General features: G+C 69.7%; 19 protein-coding genes. 12 read left to right on the top strand and 7 right to left on the bottom strand.

Features of this window, described 5'->3' with window-relative positions:
* On the bottom strand, nt 1-195 hold a 195-nt coding region (locus tag AB4112_RS04135; RefSeq protein ID WP_441717279.1), incomplete at its 3' end, for a hypothetical protein.
* Between AB4112_RS04135 and AB4112_RS04140 the strand changes: the two genes are divergently transcribed.
* The 10 genes from AB4112_RS04140 (at nt 185) to serA (ending at nt 12,780) form a co-directional block, all read left to right on the top strand.
* Nucleotides 185-697 carry a TonB C-terminal domain-containing protein gene (locus AB4112_RS04140; RefSeq protein WP_441717281.1) on the top strand — a complete coding sequence of 171 codons (513 nt, stop codon included), beginning with the start codon at nt 185-187 and terminating at the stop codon, nt 695-697. The genes AB4112_RS04135 and AB4112_RS04140 overlap by 11 nt on opposite strands.
* Nucleotides 698-713: 16 nt before the next feature.
* The gene (gene tolB, locus AB4112_RS04145; RefSeq protein WP_374710613.1) at nt 714-2,027 is read left to right on the top strand and encodes a Tol-Pal system beta propeller repeat protein TolB; all 1,314 of its coding nucleotides are present in this window, start codon (nt 714-716) and stop codon (nt 2,025-2,027) included.
* A gap of 110 nt (nt 2,028-2,137) precedes the next feature.
* Nucleotides 2,138-2,611, top strand: coding sequence for a peptidoglycan-associated lipoprotein Pal (gene pal / locus AB4112_RS04150; RefSeq protein ID WP_309794184.1), 474 nt, complete (start codon nt 2,138-2,140; stop codon nt 2,609-2,611).
* A gap of 213 nt (nt 2,612-2,824) precedes the next feature.
* Nucleotides 2,825-3,712 carry a tol-pal system protein YbgF gene (ybgF, locus tag AB4112_RS04155; RefSeq protein WP_309794183.1) on the top strand — a complete coding sequence of 296 codons (888 nt, stop codon included), beginning with the start codon at nt 2,825-2,827 and terminating at the stop codon, nt 3,710-3,712.
* Nucleotides 3,713-3,715: 3 nt separating this feature from the next.
* Nucleotides 3,716-5,008, top strand: coding sequence for a tRNA lysidine(34) synthetase TilS (tilS, locus tag AB4112_RS04160; RefSeq protein WP_309794182.1), 1,293 nt, complete (start codon nt 3,716-3,718; stop codon nt 5,006-5,008).
* Between the two features lie 104 nt (nt 5,009-5,112).
* A complete protein-coding gene (gene ftsH / locus AB4112_RS04165) occupies nt 5,113-7,047 on the top strand; it encodes an ATP-dependent zinc metalloprotease FtsH (protein ID WP_309794181.1) in 1,935 nt (644 codons plus the stop codon).
* 14 nt (nt 7,048-7,061) lie between these two features.
* Complete coding sequence (gene folP / locus AB4112_RS04170) at nt 7,062-8,210, top strand: dihydropteroate synthase (protein ID WP_309794179.1); 1,149 nt, start codon at nt 7,062-7,064, stop codon at nt 8,208-8,210.
* 14 nt (nt 8,211-8,224) lie between these two features.
* On the top strand, nt 8,225-9,583 hold the full coding sequence (glmM, locus tag AB4112_RS04175) for a phosphoglucosamine mutase (protein ID WP_309794177.1): 1,359 nt from the start codon (nt 8,225-8,227) through the stop codon (nt 9,581-9,583).
* A gap of 305 nt (nt 9,584-9,888) precedes the next feature.
* Nucleotides 9,889-11,073: a phosphoserine transaminase gene (locus AB4112_RS04180; protein WP_309794176.1), complete on the top strand. Its 1,185-nt coding sequence runs from the start codon at nt 9,889-9,891 to the stop codon at nt 11,071-11,073.
* Between the two features lie 129 nt (nt 11,074-11,202).
* On the top strand, nt 11,203-12,780 hold the full coding sequence (gene serA, locus AB4112_RS04185) for a phosphoglycerate dehydrogenase (protein WP_309794175.1): 1,578 nt from the start codon (nt 11,203-11,205) through the stop codon (nt 12,778-12,780).
* Between the two features lie 162 nt (nt 12,781-12,942).
* Here serA and AB4112_RS04190 read toward each other — a convergent pair whose 3' ends face one another.
* From AB4112_RS04190 to AB4112_RS04210, 5 genes are all read right to left on the bottom strand, one after another.
* The gene (locus tag AB4112_RS04190; RefSeq protein WP_309794173.1) at nt 12,943-13,884 is read right to left on the bottom strand and encodes an ABC transporter substrate-binding protein; all 942 of its coding nucleotides are present in this window, start codon (nt 13,882-13,884) and stop codon (nt 12,943-12,945) included.
* A 54-nt stretch (nt 13,885-13,938) separates the two neighbouring features.
* Nucleotides 13,939-14,943, bottom strand: coding sequence for an ABC transporter permease (locus tag AB4112_RS04195; protein WP_309794171.1), 1,005 nt, complete (start codon nt 14,941-14,943; stop codon nt 13,939-13,941).
* The gene (locus tag AB4112_RS04200; RefSeq protein WP_309794169.1) at nt 14,940-16,496 is read right to left on the bottom strand and encodes a sugar ABC transporter ATP-binding protein; all 1,557 of its coding nucleotides are present in this window, start codon (nt 16,494-16,496) and stop codon (nt 14,940-14,942) included. The genes AB4112_RS04195 and AB4112_RS04200 overlap by 4 nt, the downstream gene beginning before the upstream one ends.
* Complete coding sequence (locus tag AB4112_RS04205) at nt 16,493-17,518, bottom strand: LacI family DNA-binding transcriptional regulator (RefSeq protein WP_309794168.1); 1,026 nt, start codon at nt 17,516-17,518, stop codon at nt 16,493-16,495. The genes AB4112_RS04200 and AB4112_RS04205 overlap by 4 nt, the downstream gene beginning before the upstream one ends.
* A 213-nt stretch (nt 17,519-17,731) precedes the next feature.
* Nucleotides 17,732-18,379, bottom strand: coding sequence for a TetR/AcrR family transcriptional regulator (locus tag AB4112_RS04210; RefSeq protein ID WP_309794167.1), 648 nt, complete (start codon nt 18,377-18,379; stop codon nt 17,732-17,734).
* A gap of 159 nt (nt 18,380-18,538) precedes the next feature.
* On the opposite strand from AB4112_RS04210, the gene AB4112_RS04215 reads away from it, so the two are divergent.
* Nucleotides 18,539-19,690: an HlyD family secretion protein gene (locus tag AB4112_RS04215; protein WP_309794165.1), complete on the top strand. Its 1,152-nt coding sequence runs from the start codon at nt 18,539-18,541 to the stop codon at nt 19,688-19,690.
* Between the two features lie 69 nt (nt 19,691-19,759).
* Nucleotides 19,760-21,349, top strand: a complete 1,590-nt coding sequence (locus AB4112_RS04220; RefSeq protein WP_441717288.1) for an MDR family MFS transporter — start codon at nt 19,760-19,762, stop codon at nt 21,347-21,349.
* A gap of 64 nt (nt 21,350-21,413) precedes the next feature.
* Here AB4112_RS04220 and AB4112_RS04225 read toward each other — a convergent pair whose 3' ends face one another.
* The gene (locus AB4112_RS04225; RefSeq protein ID WP_309794162.1) at nt 21,414-22,274 is read right to left on the bottom strand and encodes a DUF2189 domain-containing protein; all 861 of its coding nucleotides are present in this window, start codon (nt 22,272-22,274) and stop codon (nt 21,414-21,416) included.
* Nucleotides 22,275-22,590 lie beyond the last annotated feature (316 nt).

Genomic DNA, 22,590 nt, shown 5'->3' on the forward strand with positions numbered 1-22,590 from the left:
TCCGCCGGTGCAGGCGCCGTCGCCGGACGCGCCGCGCAGCCCGCCACCACCGCCGCCGACCCCGACGCCGCCACCCCCGCCGCCGGTGCGGCCGAACCCGCCATCGGGCAAGCCGCAGGCGGAGCCGACGCCGACCTCGCCGCCGCCACCACCTCCGGCAGCCCAGACGGCCGAGGCCGACCCGATGGCGATCACGACAGCCGAGGCACCGCGTCCGGGTCCCCGGCCGAAAGCGCCGCCCGCCGCCGCGGCTGCTGCCACGCCGACGCGCTCCAGCGCCCCGTCGCAGGCGTCACAGTCGGATGACCAGATCGGCGACCTGCTGGGCCAGCCGAACGGGCGCCCGTCCGAGCAGCCGTCGGCGCGGCCGCAACGCCGGATCGGGCAGGGCGGGCAGGCGACCCGCCTGGCCCGCGGCGACGAGGGCGCGATCCGCGACAAGGTCAAGCAATGCTGGAACGTCGACGCCGCCGCGCTGAACAAGCCGGTGGTGCAGATCCGCGTTGCCGCCGTTCAACCGGATGGAACCATCCTGCCCAAGGACGTGTCGATCGCGGACAATGGCGGTGACCCCGCCTGGGCCAACGCGGCACGGCGCGCCGTCGCCAACCCGGCCTGCCAGCCCTGGCCGATGCCGGGCGGTGGCTGGCCGAACGATACGTTCCTTCTTGTGTTCGATCCCAAGGACATGTTCTGACCAGCCAGGACCTGAGGTGAAGATGATGAAACGAGGCTTTCTCCTGAACACATTCGCCGCCCTGGCTGCGGTGGCTGTCATGGCCCTGGCGGCGTCGCCGTCCCGGGCCGAGATCCGGATCGACATCAACCAGGGCGTGACGCAGCCGATGCCGATCGCGATCACCACCTTCCCCGGTGATTCCGTCGGCGCCGAGATCAGCCAGATCATCACGGCCGACCTCCAGCGCTCCGGCCTGTTCGCGCCGATCGATCCGCGCGCCTTCACCCAGGACGCGGCGTCGCTGCAGAGCGGCGTGCGCTTCGCCGACTGGAAGGTGCTGGCGGCCCAGGCCCTGGTCACCGGCCAGGTCCGGCCGCGCGGCGACGGGCGGTTCGACGTCGACTTCCGGCTGTGGGACGTCGCGGCCGAGCAGCAGCTGACCGGGCTGACCCTGACCGGCGACAGCGCCCTGATGCGCCGCGTCGCCCACAAGATCGCGGACGAGATCTACCGCGCGGTGACCGGCGAGGACGGGTACTTCGACACCCGCATCGTCTACGTCTCCGAGACCGGGCCCGAGATCAACCGGGTCAAGCGCCTGGCGATCATGGACCAGGACGGCGCCAACCATCAGTTCCTGACCGACGGGTCGCAGCTGGTGCTGACGCCGCGCTTCTCGCCCAGCACGCTGCAGATCACCTATCTCGCCTATGTCAACAACAAGCCGCGGGTCTATCTGCTCGACCTCGGCAGCGGGCGGCAGGAATCGCTGGGCGACTTTCCCAGCATGACCTTCTCGCCGCGCTTCAGCCCGGACGGCAACCGGGTGATCTTCAGCATGTCGCAGGGCGGCAACACCGACATCTACGTCATGGACCTGCGCACCCGGTCGGTGCAGCGGCTGACCACGGACCCGTCGATCGAGACCTCGCCCTCCTATTCCAAGGACGGGGCGCAGATCGTGTTCGAAAGCGACCGCGGCGGCAGCCAGCAGCTCTACATCATGAATTCGGACGGGTCGGGCGTGCGCCGGCTCAGCTTCGGCCAGGGCCGCTACGCCACCCCGGTGTGGTCGCCGCGCGGCGACCTGATCGCCTTCACCAAGATCTCCGGCGGCCAGTTCTCGATCGGCGTGATGCGGCCCGACGGCACCGGCGAGCGCGACCTGGCCTCCGGCTTCCTCGCCGAAGGCCCGACCTGGGCGCCGAACGGCCGCGTGCTGATGTACACCGCCAGCGGCGGCGGCGGCAGCAAGCTGGTCACCGTCGACATCACCGGCCGGGTCAGTGCGGCGGTGCCGACGCCGTTCGACGCGTCCGACGCGGCCTGGTCGCCACTACTGCCGTGACCAAACCGCTGAAAAATGTTAGAAATACCTTGCGGAACAAGCAACAACCTGCTTTTCCCTCCACCGATTTCCGATATCTGAAGTCGGATCCACGTCAGGGGCAATAAACCATGCATCTCAAGATTGTGTCCCTCATGGGGGCTCTCCTGCTGGCCTCGGCCTGCAGCTCCTCCCAGACCGGTGCTGGCACCGGTGGCCAGGGCGGCCTCGGATCCGGCACGGCCGTCCCCGGTTCGCAGCAGGACCTGGCGCAGAACATCGGCGACCGCGTTTTCTTCTCGCTCAACGGCTACGACGTCAGCTCGGAAGGGCAGGCGACGCTGAACAAGCAGAGCCAGTGGCTGCAGCAGTACGGCAACGTCGCCGTGATCATCGAGGGCCACGCCGACGAGCGCGGCACCCGCGAGTACAACCTCGCCCTCGGCGATCGCCGCGCCAACTCGGTGCGCAACTACCTGATCGCCAATGGCGTGCAGCCGTCGCGGGTCACCACCATCAGCTATGGCAAGGAGCGTCCGGCGGTGCCGGGCCACGACGAGTCCGCCTGGGCGCAGAACCGCCGCGCGGTCACCGTCGTCAACTAACGGGTCCCGCGGTCCCGGCCGGTCCTGCCGTCATGGCGGAGCCGGCCGGCCAGCGAACCACCTGCGCGCCGGCCGGCGGCAACGGCTCTGCTGTTGTCGCCGCGACCGGCGCGCCCTATTTTCGCCGACAGGGTCCTCCAGCCTTGGCCAGGGCTGGGGGTGACCTCTCGACCACCCAATCCGTGCCACCCAATCCGTGGAGGTGAAGGCAACATGCCGGCTTCGCAAAGGCGATGGAGTGTTCTCGCGGTCGCGGCGTTCGCCGTCGCGGCCCTGATGCCGTCCTGGGCGGCCCGGGCCCAGACCTATGAGGCCCAGCTCGAAGTGCGGGTCAGCACGCTGGAGCAGCAGATCGCGCAGCTGACCGGGCAGATCGAGCAGCTGCAGTACCAGAACCAGCAGCTCAGCGACCGGCTGCAGCGCGCGCTGGCCGACATCGAATTCCGGCTGACCACGCTGGAAGGCGGCAAGCCGGCCCCGGCAGCACCCCGCGCCGCCCCGGCAGCGCCGCCGGCCAAGGCGCCGTCCGCCAACACCCCGCGCACGCCGCAGCCCTTCGCGCCGACGCCGCTGGTGCCGCCGAAGCGGTCCGACGCCGGCCCGCTGGAGCCGGACACCACCTACGGCATGGCCCCGGCGGATGCCGGCTCCGAGGACGAGCCGCAGCAGATTCCGCAGCAGATGGGATCGCTCGGTGGGCAGCAGACCCCGATGACCGGCGATGCCACGGCGCAGTACAACGCCGCCCAGGGGATGCTGGCCCAGGGCAACTATGACGGGGCGATCGCCGGCTTCAACCAGGTCATCGCCATGGATGGCGGCGGCGGCCTGACCGGCAACGCCCAGTACTGGCTCGGGGAGGCCCTTCTGTCGAAGGGTCGTCCGGCCGACGCCGCCCAGGCCTTCAACGCCGCCTGGTCGTTCGACCCGCAGGGCCCGAAGGCGCCCGATGCGCTGATGCGGCTGGCCCAGTCCCTGGTCGCCGCCCGCCAGGACGGCCAGGCCTGCAATGCCTTCGCCCAGCTGGTCGCCGACTATCCGAGCGCCCCGGCGCAGATGCTGCGCCGCGCCAAGGACCAGCAGGCGCTGCTGCGCTGCTGATGCATGCATGACCCGGCCGCGCCCGTCCCGGTCACAGACGATGAGTTCGCCGCGCGCCTCGACCGCCTCGGCCCGTTCGACCGGCCGCTTCGCCTGGCCGTCGCCGTCTCCGGCGGCCCCGACAGCATGGCGCTCTGCCTCCTCGCCGCCGGCTGGGCCCGGCGACAGGACGGCGACATCCTCGCCCTGACCGTCGACCACCGGCTGCGCCCGGATTCCACCGCCGAAGCCGCCGCCGTCGGCGCTGCCCTGGCCCGGCACGACATTCCGCACCGCATTCTCACCTGGACCGATGCGCCCGCCCGCGCCTCGCAGGATGCCGCGCGCCGCGCGCGCTATGCCCTGCTGGACGGCGCCTGCCGCGCCGCCGGCATCCGTGATCTGCTGGTCGCGCATCACCGCGAGGACCAGGCCGAAACCGTGCTGCTGCGCCTGGCCAAGGGCAGCGGCATCGATGGGCTGGCCGGCATGGCGCCCTGGCGCCCGGCGCCCTGGGGCCGCCTGCTGCGGCCGCTGCTCGACCTGCCGAAGGCCCGGCTGGTCGCCACCTGCGCCGGCTTCGGCATCGTCCCGGTCGACGACCCCTCGAACCGGCGAACCGGCTACGCCCGGGGCCGGCTGCGCGCCGCCCGCGAGGTGCTGGCGGCGGAGGGGCTGACCGAGGATCGCCTGGTCGCCCTGGCCCATCGCGCCGGCCTGGCCCGTGCCGCGCTCGAACGCATCACCGCCGACCTGATCCGCCGCGCCGTCCGGATCGACCCCGCCGGCTATGCCGCGATCGCGCTGCCGGCGTTGCGCGGGGCCGATCCGGAGATCGCCCGCCGCCTGCTCGACTCCGTCACCGCCTGCATCGGCGGCGCGGTCCCGGCCCGCTTCGATGCGCTGGAGCGGGTGGCGGCGGCGGTGCAGGGGGACGGTGCGTTGCTGGGTCGCACCCTGGGGCGCTGCCGCCTGCGGATCGCCCGCGACTGCCTGCTGGTGTTCCGCGAGCGTCGCCACCTGCCGGAGGTGACCGGCGCGGCCGTCGGTTCATCCTTGCTCTGGGACGGCCGTTTCCGCATCGAAATGCCGGCCGATGCCGCCCCCGACGATCGGATCGCGGCCTGGGGCGAGGGGGCCGCCGGGGCCGCCCGGTCGCACGGAATGCCATTCGATGCCGCTGCGGTGCTGCCGGCGCTGTGGCGCGCCGAGGGGGTATTGCGTCCGCCAAGCCTGGAGGAAACGGCCGGAAACGGGCTTTCCGTGCGTTTCAGCCCATTGAGACCCGCGCTGACGAATGGATTCCCGGTTGTTTAGCCGAGGCGCTATATTATCTAGTAATGACTCCCTGGGCCTTCCGGGGCACCCACGATGCCGTGGATCCGCGCGAGCGGTGACCGCGGGACATGAGGCGACCGTCCGTGAATAATTTTGGCAAGAACTTCGCGCTCTGGATCATCATCGGTTTGCTGCTCCTGGCGCTGTTCAACCTGTTCCAGACCTCGGGCGGCCGCAGCGCTCAGGGAGAGCTCGCCTACAGCGACCTCGTGACCGCGGTCGAAAAAGGGCAGGTCTCCGACGCCAAGGTCCAGGGCAACACCATCACCGGCCACTACAATCCGACCGGCGGCGGCGGCTCGTTCCAGACCTACACGCCTGACGGCACCGATATCGTCAACCGGATGACCCAGGCCGGCGTCAAGGTCAATGCCGCGCCGATCGAGGGCCCGAACGTGCTGGTGGGCGCGCTGATCTCCTGGCTGCCGATGCTGCTGCTGATCGGCGTCTGGATCTTCTTCATGCGCCAGATGCAGTCGGGCGGCGGCAAGGCCATGGGCTTCGGCAAGAGCCGCGCGCGGCTGCTGACCGAACGCACCGGCCGGGTCACCTTCGACGACGTCGCCGGCATCGACGAGGCCAAGCAGGAGCTCGAGGAGATCGTCGAGTTCCTGAAGGACCCGCAGAAGTTCCAGCGCCTGGGCGGCAAGATTCCCAAGGGCGTGCTGCTGGTCGGCCCGCCCGGCACCGGCAAGACCCTGACCGCCCGTGCGGTCGCCGGTGAGGCCAACGTGCCGTTCTTCACCATCTCGGGCTCGGACTTCGTCGAGATGTTCGTCGGCGTCGGCGCCTCCCGCGTCCGCGACATGTTCGAGCAGGGCAAGAAGAATGCCCCCTGCATCATCTTCATCGACGAGATCGACGCGGTCGGCCGCCATCGCGGCGCCGGCCTGGGCGGCGGCAACGACGAGCGCGAGCAGACGCTGAACCAGCTGCTGGTCGAGATGGACGGCTTCGAGGCGAATGAGGGCGTGATCCTGATCGCCGCGACCAACCGGCCGGACGTGCTGGACCCGGCGCTGCTGCGTCCCGGCCGTTTCGACCGCCAGGTCGTGGTGCCGAACCCGGACATCATGGGCCGCGAGAAGATCCTCAAGGTCCACATGCGCAAGGTGCCGTTGGCACCGGATGTCGATGCCCGCGTCATCGCCCGCGGCACGCCCGGCTTCTCCGGTGCGGATCTCGCCAACCTCGTCAACGAGGCGGCGCTGCTGGCCGCCCGGCGCGGCAAGCGGGTGGTCGCCCATGCCGAGTTCGAGGAGGCCAAGGACAAGGTCATGATGGGCGCCGAGCGCCGTTCGATGGTCATGACCGACGAGGAGAAGAAGACCACCGCCTACCACGAGGCCGGCCATGCCATCGTCGGGCTGTACGTCCCCGAGCACGACCCGATCCACAAGGCGACGATCATCCCGCGCGGCCGTTCGCTCGGTATGGTGGTCAGCCTGCCGGAGAACGACCGCATCAGCTGGGCCAAGATCCAGATGGAATCGCGGTTGGCGATGACCTTCGGCGGCCGTCTGGCCGAGGAGCTGATCTTCGGGCCGGAGCGGGTGACCAGCGGAGCCGCCAGCGATATCCAGCAAGCGACCAACCTGGCGCGTGCGATGGTCACGGAATGGGGCATGTCCCCGCGGTTGGGCCGGCTGCGCTACAGCTCGAACGGCCAGGAGGTCTTCCTCGGCCATTCGGTGACGCAGACCCAGAACGTCTCGGAAGAGACCGCCAAGATCATCGACGAGGAGATGCGTCGCATGATCGAGGAGGCCGAAGGCAAGGCCAGGACCATCCTGACCGAGCATCTCGACCAGCTGCACCTGCTGGCCAACGCCCTGCTCGAATACGAGACGCTGACCGGCGACGAGGTGCGTGGCCTGATCCTGCGCGGCGAGGCGATCGTGCGGCCGGAGCCGAATGACGAGCCGCCGCCGCCGAAGCGCCCGACCAGCGGCAAGCGCACCTCGGTGCCATCGGGCGGCGCCAAGGGCATGGACCCGGAGCCCCAACCTGGTACGTAATCGGACCTGACCGGGTGAAGACCCCTGATCGTGACCCCGGGCCGCGCTTCGACGCGGCCCGGGCCGTTTTCCTCTCCGACGATTTTGCACCCTGGGCCAGCCGGCCCAGGGTGCGCCCGTATCTGCGCCCGCTCAGCCTGGCCGATCACGCGCCCGGCGCGCTGCCCCTGGCCGGCGGCCCGCTGTCCTTCGACCGCGTCGAGCTGATCCTGCGCGACGGGGCAGGGCAGAGCGAACGCGCCGTCGCCGATCTTGCCACGCTGCGCCGCTGGGCCGGGCTGCGCGGCCTCGATGCAGCGATCGCGGAACGGCTCGACCGGCTCAGCCGGCCGCGCCCGGCCTTCGCCGGCCTTGCCCTCGACCGGCCCCGGCTGATGGGCATCGTCAACGTCACCCCGGACAGCTTCTCCGACGGCGGTGACTTCGCCGATGCCGGCCGCGCCGTCGCCCATGGCCTGGCGATGGCCGAGGCGGGGGCCGAGATCCTCGATGTTGGCGGCGAATCCACCCGGCCGGGATCGGCCACGGTGTCGCCGGACCAGGAGATCGCGCGGATCGAGCCGGTGGTGCGCGACCTCGCCAATCGCGGCCTGACCGTCTCGATCGACACCCGCCATGCCGTGGTGATGGCCGCGGCGCTGGCGGCCGGCGCCCGCATCGTCAACGACGTCACCGGCCTCACCGGCGATGCCGAGAGTCTTGGGTTCGTCGCCCGCGCCGGCTGCCCGGTGGCGCTGATGCACATCCGGGGCGAGCCGCGGACGATGCAGGACGATCCGGTCTATGACGACGTCCTGCTCGACGTCCATGATTGGCTTGAAGCGCGGGTGGCGGCCTGCGTCGCCGCCGGCATCCCGGCCGGCCGCATCGCCATCGATCCCGGCATCGGCTTCGGCAAGCGGCCGCTGGCCCACAATCTGCCGCTTTTGCGTGGTCTCTCTCTGTTGCACGGGCTCGGCTGCCCCATCCTGCTCGGGGTGTCGCGCAAGCGCTTCATCGGCAGCCTGTCGGGCGCCGAGGAGCCGAAGGCGCGGGGCCCAGGGTCGATCGCGGCGGGGCTGTACGGCATCGCCCAGGGCGTGCAGATACTGCGCGTGCATGATGTCGGGGAGACGCATCAGGCGCTCGCGGTGTGGTCGGCGCTGCAGGCGGGAGTGAATTGAGGAGTGGGGGACAGATGACGCGCAAGCTCTTCGGCACCGACGGGATCCGCGGCCGCGCCAATGTCGAGCCGATGACGGCGGAGACGGCGCTGAAGGTGGCGACGGCGGCCGCGGCGCAGTTCCGTCGCGGCGACCACCGCCACCTCGTGGTGATCGGCAAGGACACGCGCCTGTCCGGCTACCTGCTGGAGCCGGCGCTGACCGCGGGCTTCATCGGCGCCGGCATGGACGTCATCCTGGTCGGCCCGATGCCGACCCCGGCCATCGCCATGCTGACCCGGTCGTTGCGCGCCGATCTCGGGGTGATGATCTCGGCCTCGCACAACCCGTTCGAGGACAACGGCATCAAGCTGTTCGGGCCGGACGGCTACAAGCTGTCGGACGAGGTCGAGAAGGCGATCGAGGACCGCATCGTCCTGCCGCCGGACGACCAGCTGGCCCCGCCGGCCAAGCTCGGCCGCGCCCGCCGGCTGGACGATGCCTCCGGCCGCTACATCGAATACGCCAAGAACACTTTCCCCAAGGGGCTGCGGCTCGACGGGCTCAAGGTGGTGGTCGATTGCGCCAACGGCGCCGCCTACAAGGTAGCGCCGGCGGTGCTGTGGGAGCTGGGGGCCGACGTCATCTCCATCGGCGTGGCGCCTGATGGACTCAACATCAACAAGGGCTGCGGCGCCACCGCGACCGATGTGATGCAGCAGGCGGTGGTGGCCCATGGCGCCCATCTCGGCCTGTCGCTCGACGGCGATGCCGACCGGCTGATCATGGCCGACGAGACCGGCCGCCAGATCGACGGCGACCAGCTGATGGCGATGATCGCGCGCGACTGGTCCGCCGGCGGCCGGCTGGCCCAGCCGGCGGTGGTGGCGACGGTGATGTCCAACCTGGGCATGGAGCGCTTCCTCGGCGGCCTCGGCATCGAGCTGATCCGCACCGCGGTGGGCGACCGCTACGTGGTCGAGACCATGCGCGAGCGCGGCTTCAACCTCGGCGGCGAACAGTCCGGCCACATCGTCATGAGCGACTACGCCACCACCGGCGACGGGCTGATCGCGGCGCTGCAGGTGCTGGCGGTGATCCAGCAGGCCGGCCGGCGGTCGAGCGAGGTGTTCCGGGTGTTCGAGCCGATGCCGCAGCGGCTGCGCAGCGTCCGCTTCACCCTGGCGGCCGGAGTCGCGTCGCCGCTGGAGCAGGCGCCGGTGAAGGACGCCATCGCCGCGGCCGAGGCCCGGCTGGGCAAGGACGGGCGGCTGCTGATCCGCAAATCGGGCACCGAGCCGGTGATCCGGGTGATGGCGGAGGGGGAGGACGCGGCGCTGATCGAGACCCTGGTCGGCGAGATCTGCGCCTCGATCGAGCACGCCGCGGCCTGATTTCCGTCCTTTCTCTTGTCATGCCACGGCTTGACCGTGGCATCCAGGGCCACCCAGGGCGGTTCTTCGTGGCCCCTGGATTGCCCGGTCAAGCCGGGCAATGACAAGTGAAGGGCGTGGCGTCGCTCAGAATTTCTCCGGTCGTCTGTGTTTCCGGCCCAACCGGACACCAGTGGGTCAAGCCCGAGGATGACGGTGAAAGTGGCGCAGCCTCCAAATACCGATTGACGGAACCGGGCCGATCTCTATCCTCCGCGGCGGGCCACGTCCCCCCACCGGGACGCTGCTATCTGGAAGGATAGACTATGACTGCGAGTGCGCTCGCCCCCACGCCCGGACTCCGTCCGCGCAACCCCAATTTCTCCTCCGGTCCCTGTGCCAAGCGTCCCGGCTGGTCGCTCGAGGCGCTGCAGGATGCCGCCCTTGGCCGGTCGCATCGCGCCGGCATCGGCAAGGCCAAGCTCGCTGACGTGATCGAGCGGTCGAAGCGCGTGCTGCGCATGCCCGCCGACTGGCGCCTGGCCATCGTGCCGGGGTCGGACACCGGCGCCGTCGAGATGGCGCTGTGGACCCTGCTCGGCGCCCGCGGCGTCGACCTGCTGGCCTGGGAAAGCTTCGGCGAAGGCTGGGTCACCGATGTGGTCAAGCAGCTGAAGCTGCCCGATGTCCGCACCTTCGCCGCCGCCTATGGCGAGCTGCCGGACCTCGGCCAAGTCGATTTCGACCGCGACGTGGTCCTGACCTGGAACGGCACCACCTCCGGCGTCCGCCTGGCCGATGGCGCCGCCATCCCGACCGGCCGCAAGGGCCTGGTGATCTGCGACGCCACCTCGGCCGCCTTCGCCATGGACCTGCCCTGGGACAAGCTCGACGTCGTCACCTGGTCCTGGCAGAAGGTGCTGGGCGGGGAGGGGGCTCACGGCATGCTGGCCCTGTCGCCCCGCGCGGTGGAGCGGCTGGAGTCCTACACCCCGGCCTGGCCGTTGCCGAAGGTGTTCCGCCTGACCTCCAAGGGCAAGCTGGCCGAGGGCCCGTTCAAGGGCGAGACCATCAACACCCCGTCGATGCTGTGCGTCGAGGACGCGATCGACGGCCTGCGCTGGGCCGAGGAGATCGGCGGCCTGGATAAGCTGATCGAACGTTCGGAGAATAATCTCGCCGCCGTCGCCGGCTGGGTCGCCCGCACCCCCTGGGTCGACTTCCTGGCGGTGCGGCCGGAGATCCGGTCCTGCACCTCGATCTGCCTCAGGATCGTCGACCCCGCCATCACGGCGCTGGACGACGAGGCCCAGGCCGCGGTGCCGAAGAAGATCGCCTCGCTGCTGGAGAAGGAAGGCATCGCCTTCGACATCAACGGCTATCGCGACGCGCCCCCGGGCCTGCGGATCTGGGGCGGCGCCACGATCGACACCGCCGATCTCGAAGCGCTGCTGCCCTGGCTCGACTGGGCGTTCGACCGCGCCCGGGCCGAGCTGAAGCTGGCCGCCTAGTCTCTCCCATCTTTCATCGTCATTGCGAGCGCAGCGAAGCGGTCCATAGGGCAGCCCGGACTGGCACCATGGATTGCTTCGTCGGCTTCGCCTCCTCGCAATGACGGCTGCTCTTACGGAGCCACGTCCATGCCCAAGGTTCTCATTTCCGACGCCCTGTCCCCGGCCGCCGTCGCCATCTTCCGCGACCGCGGTGTCGAGGTCGACGTCAAGACCGACCTCAAGCCCGAGGAACTCAAGGCCATCATCGGCCAGTATGACGGCCTCGCCATCCGTTCGGCCACCAAGGTGACCAAGGAGGTGCTGGCTGCCGCGACCAACCTCAAGGTCGTCGGCCGCGCCGGCATCGGCGTCGACAATGTCGACGTCCCGGCCGCCACCCAGCGCGGCGTGGTGGTGATGAACACGCCGTTCGGCAATTCGATCACCACCGCCGAGCACGCGATCGCCATGATGTTCGCGCTGGCCCGGCAGCTGCCGGACGCCAACGCCTCGACCCATGCCGGCAAGTGGGAGAAGTCCCGCTTCATGGGCGTCGAGCTGTACGGCAAGACGCTGGGCCTGATCGGCTGCGGCAACATCGGCTCGATCGTCGCCGACCGCGCCATCGGCCTGAAGATGAAGGTCATCGCCTATGACCCGTTCCTGTCGCCGGACCGGGCGCTGGACCTCGGGGTCGAGAAGGTCGAGCTCGACGGGCTGTTCCAGCGCGCCGACTTCCTGACCCTGCACACCCCGCTGACCGACCAGACCCGCAACATCGTCGACGCCGCGGCGATCGCCAAGATGAAGCCGGGGGTGCGCATCATCAACTGCGCCCGCGGCGGCCTGATCGTCGAGGAGGACCTGCTGGCGGCCCTGAAATCCGGCCATGTCGCCGGCGCCGCGCTGGACGTCTTCGCGGTCGAGCCGGCGAAGGAGAGCGCCTTCTTCGGCCTGCCCAACGTGGTCTGCACCCCGCATCTCGGCGCGGCGACCAGCGAGGCGCAGGAGAATGTGGCGCTGCAGGTGGCGGAGCAGATCTCGGACTTCCTGCTGTCCGGCGCCGTGACCAACGCGCTGAACATGCCGTCGGTGACGGCGGAGGAGGCGCCGAAGCTGAAGCCGTACTTGGCGCTGGTCGAGCAGCTCGGCGGCTTCGCCGGGCAGATCACCGAGACCCGGCTGAAGGCGGTCAACATCACCTATGAGGGCGATGTCGCCCAGCTCAACACCCGGCCGATCACCAGCGTCATCCTGGCCGGGCTGCTGCGGCCGCTCTTGGACAGCGTCAACATGGTGTCGGCGCCGGTGGTGGCGCGCGAATACGACATCGATGTCAGCGAGACCAAGCGCGAAACCTGCGAGGACTATCACACCCTGGTGCGGCTGACGGTGACGACCGAGCGCCAGACCCGGACCATTGCCGGGTCGCTGTTCGCCGGCACCAAGCCGCGCATCGTCGAGCTCGAGGGCATCTCGCTCGAGGCCGAGGTGGCGCGCAACATGCTGTTCGTGCGCAACGAGGACAAGCCGGGCTTCATCGGCCGGCTGGGCACGGTGCTGGGCGACGCCGGCATCAACATCGCCAACTTCAACCTCGGCCGCCGGCCGGAAGGCGGCAGCGCCCTGGCGCTGGTGTCGGTCGACAGCCCGGTGGCGGACGAGGTCGTCAAGGCCGTGCTGGCCCTGCCCAGCGTGGTCCAGGCCAAGGCGCTGAACTTCTGAACGGGCGCCACTGATCCTAAAGAGAAACCCCGGCCTTGAAGGCCGGGGTTTTGCTTTTTGTTCGTCATTGCGAGGAGGCGAAGCCGACGAAGCAATCCATCTCACCACCTGGCATGGATTGCTTCGCTGCGCTCGCAATGACGGAGAGGGGGACGTCCCTCCTCAGAACGGCGAGTCGGGGTAGTAGAACTCCTTGGCGTTGTCCTTGGTCACCAGCGTGGCGTCGAGGATGTAGCGGCCGCGCACCGGCAGCTGGGCGTAGAGGTTGGCGGCGGTCAGGTCCATCGCCACCGCGACCATCGCCGGCGGGTACAGCACGTCGACCGGGATCATCTTGTCGCCGTCCATCACCCGCTTGACCATGTCCTTCATGCCGGCGCCGCCGACCACGAACTTGATGTCGGTGCGGTTGGCCTGCTTGATCGCCTCCAGCACGCCCACGGCCATGTCGTCGTCCTGGCACCACACCGCATCGATCTGCGGATACTTCGCCAGGTAGTCCTGCATCACCTTGAAGGCGTCGTCACGGCTCCAGTTGCCGAACTGCTTGTCCAGCACCTTGATGCCGCTGCCCTGGATCGCCTCGTCGAAGCCCTTGATCCGCTCCTCGTCGATCACGATCGGCAGGCCGCGGATGACCACGACGTTGCCGGTGCCCAGCGTGTCCTTGATGTAGCGGCCGGCGACGCGCCCCAGCTCCGGGTTGTTGCCGGCGACGTAGAGGTCCTGGATCGACGGGTCGCTGAGCGCCCGGTCGACCACGGTGATGAACACGCCCTTGCTCTTGACCTGGCGCAGCGGGTCGGTCAGCTCGTCGGAATTGTGCGGCAGGGCCACCAGGGCGTTGATGCCCTGGGTGGTCAGGTCCTCCAGCGCATTGGCCTGGGACGCGCCGTCCGGCGAGGTCTTGACGATGACCTTGAGCCCGGGATAGCGGGCCTCCAGCGCCTTGGCCGCCTGCTCGGCGTGATACACCACGCCGCCGGTCCAGCCATGGTCGGCGGCCGGGATCGACACCGCCATGGTCTTGGCCTCCTGCGCCTGGGCCGTGCCCGCGATCGCCAGCAGCGCCGCGGCCGCCAGGCCGATGAAACGGAACTTCATGATTCCTCCCCACAGATCGAGCCCTGTTGTCGGACGGGCGGCTCTTTCCCGCGTTCAACTACCGCCGGGCCGGCGCAGCAGTGACCGCTGCACCAGCATGGCGATGATGATGATGGCGCCCTGCACCGCGCTGATCAGGTACTCGCTGACCAGGTTGGACAGGGTCATGACGTTGCCCACGACCTCCAGGATCAGGGCGCCGCAGATGGTGCCCCAGATCCGGCCGACGCCGCCGCGTAGCGCGGTGCCGCCGACCACCACGGCGGTGATCGCCTGCAGCTCCCACAGCAGCCCGGTGGTCGAGGTGGCGGAGCCGAGGCGGGGCACATAGACCAGCACCGCGACGGCGACGCAGACGCCCTGGATGACATAGGTCAGCGTCCGCACCCGGTCGACCGAGATGCCGGAATAGCGCGCGACCTCCTCGCTCGACCCCACCGCGCGGACATGGCGGCCGAAGGCGGTGCGGTAGAGGACGAAGGCGCCCAGCGCGCCGACCGCCAGGATCACCAGGATCGGGACCGGCACGCCGAACACCGTGCCGAAATAGACCGGCCGGTACAGGGCGCGCAGGTCGGGCGCCTTCATCGCGATCGACCCGCCCTCGGCCAGCCAGATCAGCAGGCCGCGGAAGATGCCCATGGTGCCGAGGGTGACGATGAACGGCTCGATCCGCCCCACCGTGGTGACCAGCCCGTTGCCCAGGCCGCACAGCGCGCCGAGGCCCACTGCGGCGACCATCGCCAGCGCGATCATGCCGTGGCCGTCGACCACCGGGGCCGCGTTCATCAGCAGGATCATCGCCCCGGCGACGAAGCCGGACATCGACCCGACCGACAGGTCCAGCCCGCCGGCGGTGATGACGAAGGTGGCGCCGACCGCGATGATGGCGATGAAGGCGCTGCGCGTCGCGACATTGAGCAGGTTGTCGGCGGTGAGGAAATTCGGGTTCAGCAGCGCACCGACCACGATCAGCACGGCCAGCGCCAGGAATGGCGCCAGGCTGCGCAGGTCGAATCGGAAGCCGCGTCCGGCGGGTGTCGTTGTGGTGGTGCTCATGCCTCCCCCGCCGGCCGTTCGGCCGGGTTCGTTGTTCGCACGCCGGTGGCGTAGGTGACGATCTCGTCCTCGGTCATCGCGTCGCCGGCGACCTCGCCGACGATGCGGCCGGACCGCATCACCAGGATGCGGTGGCACAGGCCGATCAGCTCCTGCATCTCCGACGAGATGACGATCACCGATTTGCCCTGGGCCGCCAGTTCGGCGATGAAGCTGTAGATCTGCTGCTTGGTGCCGATGTCGATGCCGCGGGTCGGCTCGTCGATCACCACGATCTCCGGCTCCAGCAGCATCATCTTGCCCAAGAGCAGCTTCTGCTGGTTGCCGCCGGACAGCTGCCCGGCCAGCAGGTCCTTGCGGCGGGTCCGCACATCGAAGGCGGCGATCGCCTTGTCCAGCTCGGCCCATTCCTTCGCCGTGTCGATCACCGGGCCGCGGGTGAAGCGCTTCAGGGCGGCGAGGGTCAGGTTGATCCGCAGGTCCTGGGCCAGCAGCAGGCCTTTGCCCTTGCGGTCCTCGCTGAGATAGACGATCCCGGCCGCCATGCTGTCGCGCACCGTGGCGAAGCGGGCGGGCTTGCCGGCGCGGCGGATCTCGCCATGGCCGGGCCTCAGCCCCAGCACGCCTTCCAGCAGCTCGGTGCGGCCGGCGCCGACCAGCCCGGCGAAGCCCAGGATCTCGCCGCGCCGCAGGGTGAACGAGGCATCCTGCGCATATCCCGGCACGGTCATGGCCTTGACCTCCAGCACCGGCTCGCTCGCCGGGGCCGGGGTGCGCGGCGGGTACAGGTTGGCCATGTCGCGGCCGACCATCATCCGGGCCATGTCCAACGGCTCCAGCGCCGCCGCCTCATGGGTGCCGATCAGCCGGCCGTCGCGCAGCACCGTGACCCGGTCGGCGATGGTCTTCACCTCGGGCAGGCGGTGCGAGACGTACAGCACGGCCACGCCCTTGGCCCTGATGTCGCGGATCACGGCCAGCAGGGCGTCGGTCTCGATCGGGGTCAGCGACGCCGTCGGCTCGTCGAAGATCACCAGGCTGTGCGGCACCAGCAGGGCGCGGGCGATCTGCACCAGCTGGCGCCGGGCGATCGACAGCTGCGCCACCACCGCGGTCGGGTCGATCTCGGCGCCCAGCGCGCGCACCGCCTCGGCGGCCTTGGCGTTCATGGCCCGGTCGTCCAGCGCCAGGCCGCGGCGCTGCTCGCGCCCCAGGAACAGGTTCTCGGCGACGGTCAGGTGCGGCGCCAGCAGGATCTCCTGATGCACCAGCACGATGCCGTGGCGCTCGGCATCGACCGGCCCGGCCAGGCGCAGCGGCGCGCCATGCATCGCCAGGGTGCCGGCGCTCGGCGCCAGGTGGCCGGCCAGGATCTTCATCAGGGTCGATTTGCCGGCGCCGTTCTCGCCGATCACGGCGTGCACCTCGCCCGGCCGCACGTCGAAGGCGATGTCCTGCAGCACCGCGACCGGGCCGAAGGACTTGCCCAGGCCCTGGACGCTCAGCAGCGGCCCCTCGAAGGACGCCGGAATCGGGGCAGGGGCGGCGGTCATGGCAGGTTGTCCCGGATGAAGATGTCGATCCGGATCCGCTCCTGGTCCGGCACGATCGGCACGTTCTCGCGCAGCGCCAGCATCACCCGGATGCTGCTGCGCGCCATGTGGCCCGGATCCTGGTTGATGACGGCGGCGATGGTGCCGCGGATCAGGTGGCGGCGGGTGAATTCGGTCAGCTCATGGCCGATGAACACCACCTCGCGGGCGCGGCCGGTGGCCTCCAGCGCGGCGACGACGCCCTGCGCGCCGGCGCCGACATTGTATAGGCCGACCAGGTCGGGATTCTCGTCCAGGAGGGTGCGGGCCGCGGCCTCGACCCGGGCGGTGTCGTCGCGCGCCTCGCGCAGCGGCAGCACTTCGAGATGGGGGTATTCGCCTGATATCACCTGCTCGAAGCCGAACTGCCGCTCGATGTGGTCGCGCAGCTGCAGGGAGCCGGCGATCAGCCCGACCTTGCCGCGCCGCGGGCCGATGAAGCGGCCCAGCAGGCTGGCCGCGGTGCGCCCGGCGGCGTGGTTGTCCAGCCCGACATAGTGGCTGCGCCGGGCGCCGGGCAGGTCGGAGACCAGGGTGACGACGGTGACCCCGCGCGCCGTCAGGGCGTTCAGCGCCTCGGCCACAGCGGGGTGGTCGAGCGCGACCACCGCGACGCCGTCGAGCTCCTGCGGCAGCCGCTCCAGCGCCTCGGCCAGGGCGTTGCCGTCGAACACGTCGACCAGGATGATCTCGATGCCGACCCGCTCGGCTGCATGGCGGAGAGCGAGGGTGCGGAACTCGCGCTGCAGGCTGTGCATGAAGTCGTTGGTGCCGACCGGCAGGATCGCGACGAATCGGAAGTCGCGGGCCCGCGACAGGCGCGAGGCCAGCCGGTCCGGCTCGTAATGCAGGCGTTCGACCGCGGCTTTGACGCGATCGACCATCCGCGCATGGATCCCGGCACGCCCGTTCAGCACGCGGTCGACGGTCGCGACACTGACACCGGCTTCGCGGGCGACGTCTTGCAGCGTCGTCTTGGCCACGGAAGCTCCTCCCTGCTGAAGGGATAGCATCAAAATTTGATGAAGGAAAATCAAACCGGGATGGAGGCGGTCCGACCGTCGTCGCCGCCACCCTCTCCGTCATTGCGAGGAGGCGAAGCCGACGAAGCAATCCATCGGGCAGCTCGTGCGGCCCGATGGATTGCTTCGCTGCGCTCGCAATGACGAAGGGGGGCTGAAGCGCCCTATCGCCGCTTACCGCCGCACGAGACACCCTCGCAGGAAAATCTCCACCGACTCGGCGACATGCCGGTCGATCTCGTCGCGCGGGGGCAGGGGGGCGATGCCGAGGGTGGCGGCGCGCAACGGCTCGGCGATGGCCATCGAGACCAGCATCCGGGCGGCACTCATGCTGTCGTCCAGCCGCAGCACGCCATGGCGGCGCTGCGTCTCCAGCCAGACCGCCAGCGCCTCGGCGTTGCGCACCGGGCCGGCCTGGTAGAAGGCCTGCGCCATCGCCGGAAAGCGCAGCGCCTCGGCATAGACCAGCCGGTTCAGCGCCACCGTCTCCTCCGACAGCACCAGCCGCGCCAGCTCCTGCAGGAACTGGTGCAGCGCCCGCTCCGCCGCCACCGGGTCGGGGCCGGCATCGTGCCCGATCGGCGACCGCAGCGCCGCGGACCGGGTGTCGATCACCGCCTCCAGCAGCTTCTCCTTGGTGGCCACGAACCGGTAGATCGTCTTCTTCGACACCCCCGCGGCCTGGGCCACGGCCTCCATGCTGGTGGCACCGAAGCCCTGGGCCAGGAAGATCCCGGTCGCCGCCCCGACGATCAGGGCGCGGGTCTCGGCGTCGCCGCGCTGCTGCGGCCGCCCGCGCGGGCGCTTCGGCGTTTCCTGCATGTCTGGCCTCTCCGACGCGCAATTGCGTCCTCCGTCTCTGTGTCCCATCTTTCGTTGGAAACCGTCAAGTTTCCTAAATACCCAAGTCGCAATCCCGGCGTTGCATCCAGGTGGATGCCGGGCGGCGGCTTCCGGTTTCTGCTTTGGAGGGCAAGAGCCATGACGCATCAGGTCCAGCCGGTCCAGCTGCGCGCCACCCCGGCGCCGGACGCCAGCGAAGCCGCACCGCCGGCCACGCCGGCGAAACCGCGCGGCCGTCTTGGGCGAAAGCTGCTGCTGATCCCGCTCGGCGTGGTCGTACTGGCCGGAGCCGCCTGGTTCGGCTGGAACTACTGGACCGTCGGCCGCTTCCAGGAATCGACCGACGACGCCTATGTGAAGGCCGATTCCACCATCATCGCGCCGAAGGTCTCGGGCTATCTCGCCGAGGTGCTGGTCGCCGACAACCAGGCGGTGACCGCCGGACAGCCTCTGGCCCGGATCGACGACCGCGACTACGCCGTGGCGCTGGACCAGGCCAAGGCCGACGTCGCCGCGGCGCAGGCGGACATCGCCAATGCCGAAGCCGCCATCCAGCAGCAGGGCGCGGCGATCGACCAGGCCCGCGCCACCACCGTGGTGGACCAGGCGAACCTGACTTTCGCCCAGCAGCAATACGACCGCTACACCGCCCTGGCCGATCGCGGCAACGGCAGCGTCCAGCAGGCCCAGCAGATGGCCGCGAACATCGAATCGGCGAAGGCGACGCTGCAGCGCGACCAGGCGGCCGTGACCGCCTCGGAAAAGCAGCTCGACGTGCTGCGGGCCCAGCGTGACAAGGCCAACGCCACCCTGAAGCACGACCAGGCGGTGCAGGGCCAGGCCGAGCTGAACGTCAGCTACACCACCATCACGGCGCCTTTGGCCGGGACCGTCGGCAACCGCACGCTGCGGGTCGGCCAGTACGTCCAGGCCGGCACCCAGCTGATGGCCGTAGTGCCGCTGTCCGAGACCTATGTCGTCGCCAACTTCAAGGAGACGCAGCTGACCGACGTGCATCGCGGCCAGCCGGTCGACATCTCGGTCGACACGTTCCCGGACGCGGCGATCAAGGGCCATGTCGACAGCCTGGCGCCGGCCAGCGGCCAGGAATTCGCCCTACTGCCGCCGGACAACGCCACCGGCAACTTCACCAAGATCGTCCAGCGCATCCCGGTCAAGGTCGTGCTCGACCGCAACGACCCGCTGGCCGGCGAGCTGCGCCCCGGCATGTCGGTGATCGCCACCATCGACACCAAGCAGGCCGACACCAAGCAGGCCGACGCCAAGTAGGCGACGCAAGGGCAGCGACGCGGCGCCGTCAGGCGCCGCCGCTGACCGCCGGGTCGGGAGGCCCGCACCATGTCCTCGATCACCAGCGCCACAGCCGCGCCGCCGGCCACCCCGGCCGCGGGCGCCAGCCTGACCACCTGGATCTCGGTCTTCTCCGGCCTGCTCGGCGCCTTCATGGCCGTGCTGAACATCCAGATCACCAACGCCTCGCTGCCGCAGATCGAAGGCGGCATCGGCACCGGCGTCGACAACGGCGCCTGGATCTCGACCTCCTACTTGATCGGCGAGATCATCGTGATCCCGCTGACCGCCTATCTCAGCCAGGTCTTCGGCTTCCGCCGCTTCCTGCTGGTCAACACCGCGCTGTTCCTGACCTTCTCGGTGGCCTGCGCCTTCGCCGCCAATCTCGGCCAGATGATCATGCTGCGCGGCATCCAGGGCTTCACCGGCGGCGTGCTGATCCCGATGGCCTTCACCCTGGTCATGACCCGGCTGCCGATGCACCAGCGGCCGATGGGCATGGCGCTGTTCGCCATCACCGCCACCTTCGCCCCGGCGATCGGCCCGACCATCGGCGGCTGGCTGACCGACAATTACGGCTGGGAATACATCTTCTACATCAACCTGGTGCCCGGCGCCGCCATGCTGGCGGGGCTGGCCCTGACGCTCGAGCGCGAGCCGATGCGGCTGGGTCTGCTGAAGGAGGGCGACTGGTTCGGCATCGGCGCCATGGCGATCGGCCTGGCCGCGCTGCAGACGGTGCTGGAGGAGGGCAACAAGGACGATTGGTTCGGCTCGCCCTTCATCGTCCGGCTGACGGCGATCGCGGTGGTGGCCCTGTCGCTGTTCCTGTGGATCGAGCTGAAGGTGGCCAAGCCGGCGGTCGATCTTCGCCTGCTGCTGCGCCGGAACTTCGGCTTCGGCACCCTGGCCAATGTCTTCCTCGGCTTCGCCCTGTACGGCTCGGCCTACCTGCTGCCGCAGTACCTAGCCCAGGTGCAGGGCTATGATTCCGAGCAGATCGGCGGCGTCATGGCCTGGACCGGCCTGCCGCAGCTGCTGATCATCCCGATGGTGCCGATGCTGATGGGCCGGCTCGACGGGCGCTGGCTGGTGGCCGGCGGGCTGATGGTGTTCGCCGCCAGCTGCTTCATGAACACCCATATGTCGCTGGTCTATGGCGGCGACCAGCTGTTCATGCCGAACATCGTCCGCGCCATCGGCCAGGCGGTGGTGATGGCGCCCTTGTCCGCCATCGCCATGGCCGGCATCGCGCGGCAGGAATCGGCCGCCGCCTCAGGCCTGTTCAACATGCTGCGCAACCTCGGCGGCGCTTTCGGCACGGCGCTGCTGGGCACCATCGTCACCAAGCGCGAGCAGTACCACTCCAACATCATCGGCCAGTCGGTGACGCTGCTGCGCGACGAGGTGCGGACGCGGATCGACCAGATGACCAGCTACTTCATGGCGCATGGCGTGTCCGATCCGGCCACGGCGAAGCATCAGGCCATCGTCGCCATCGGCCGGTCGGTCAAGGCGCAGTCGCTGGTGATGGGCTTCAGCGACACCTTCGCGGTGCTCGGCGTCATCCTGGTGGCCTCGGCCGCCTGCGTCTTCGTCATGCGCAAGGGGGCCGCCTCCGGCGGCGGAGGTCACTGAGCCCAGCAGGTTGGCTTCGCCCGAGAGCGACCCAACCTGCGAAGGCAGGCGGCAGTGCCGTCCGTCAGTTCACCAGCTTGCGGTAGAGGTGCCAGGTGGCGTGGCCGAGCACCGGCATGACGACGATCAGCCCGACGAAGAGCGGGATCGAGCCGACCACCAGGCCGACGGAGACGATCAGGCCCCACACCGCCATCGGGATCGGGTTGGCGGCGACCGCGCGGACCGAGGTCCAGATCGCGGTGTCGATCCCGACGTCGCGGTCCAGCAGCAGCGGGAACGACACCACGCCGATCGCCATCGCCACCACCGCGAAGACGAGGCCGACGCCGCAGCCGATGATGATCAGGGCCCAGCCGGCATTGGTGGTGAACACATCGTGCAGGAACGAGCCGACCGAGGCCGGTGCGCCGGGCCCGAGGGTGTTGTTGTAGATCACGTTGGCCAGGAACATCCAGACCACGAAGATCGCCGCCAGCACCGCGCCCAGCATCAGGATGACGCCGAAGCGGGGGGTGCGCAGCACGCCGAAGGCCGCGCCCCAGCTGGAGGGGTCGCCATGTTCGCGCCGCCGGCTCATCTCATACAGGCCGATGGCGGCGAAGGGGCCGATCAGGGCGAAGCCGGAGGCCAGCGGGAACAGCAGCGGCAGCATGTTCTCGCCGAACATCGCCCGCGCCAGCACCAGGCCGACGACCGGATAGATCAGGCAGAGGTAGAGGACGTCGGTGCGGTACGCGCCGAAATCGTCGAAGCCTTTGACCAGGGCATCCCGCAGGTCCGCCAGCCCGATGCGGTGCACTGCCGGGGCCAGGACGTTGGGATTCTCTTCCGCGTGGAACACGGTGCGGCTGCCCGACCTCACGGCCTGGCTGCCGAATTTGAGCTGATCCGCTCCCCATTCCAGGGGATTCCGGATGGTCATGTCCATTCCTCCCGAACCATGGTCCGAGGGGGCCTGCGTCGACCGTTGGCAGTGCGGCCGGGATGGCCGCCGGTCACGCTCGCCGCGACCCGCCATGGCCCAAAGTATAACCCGATTGCGACAATCCGTCCCCTCCCATCTCGCCGCGAATCGCGGATCCCGGCCTCGGCCCTTGAAGCGATCGGCCGAAAGCGGGAGGATCGGGGGAACACCAGGAGAGGATCGACGCCGCGGCGCGATCGACAGCCGGCCCCGATGGCGCAGCTGCGGCGGTGAACGGCCAGGCCCCGATCGGATGCGGGACGGGCCAAGCAGG

This window comes from Inquilinus sp. 2KB_23 (assembly GCF_052115705.1).
GTDB lineage: Bacteria > Pseudomonadota > Alphaproteobacteria > DSM-16000 > Inquilinaceae > Inquilinus > Inquilinus ginsengisoli_A.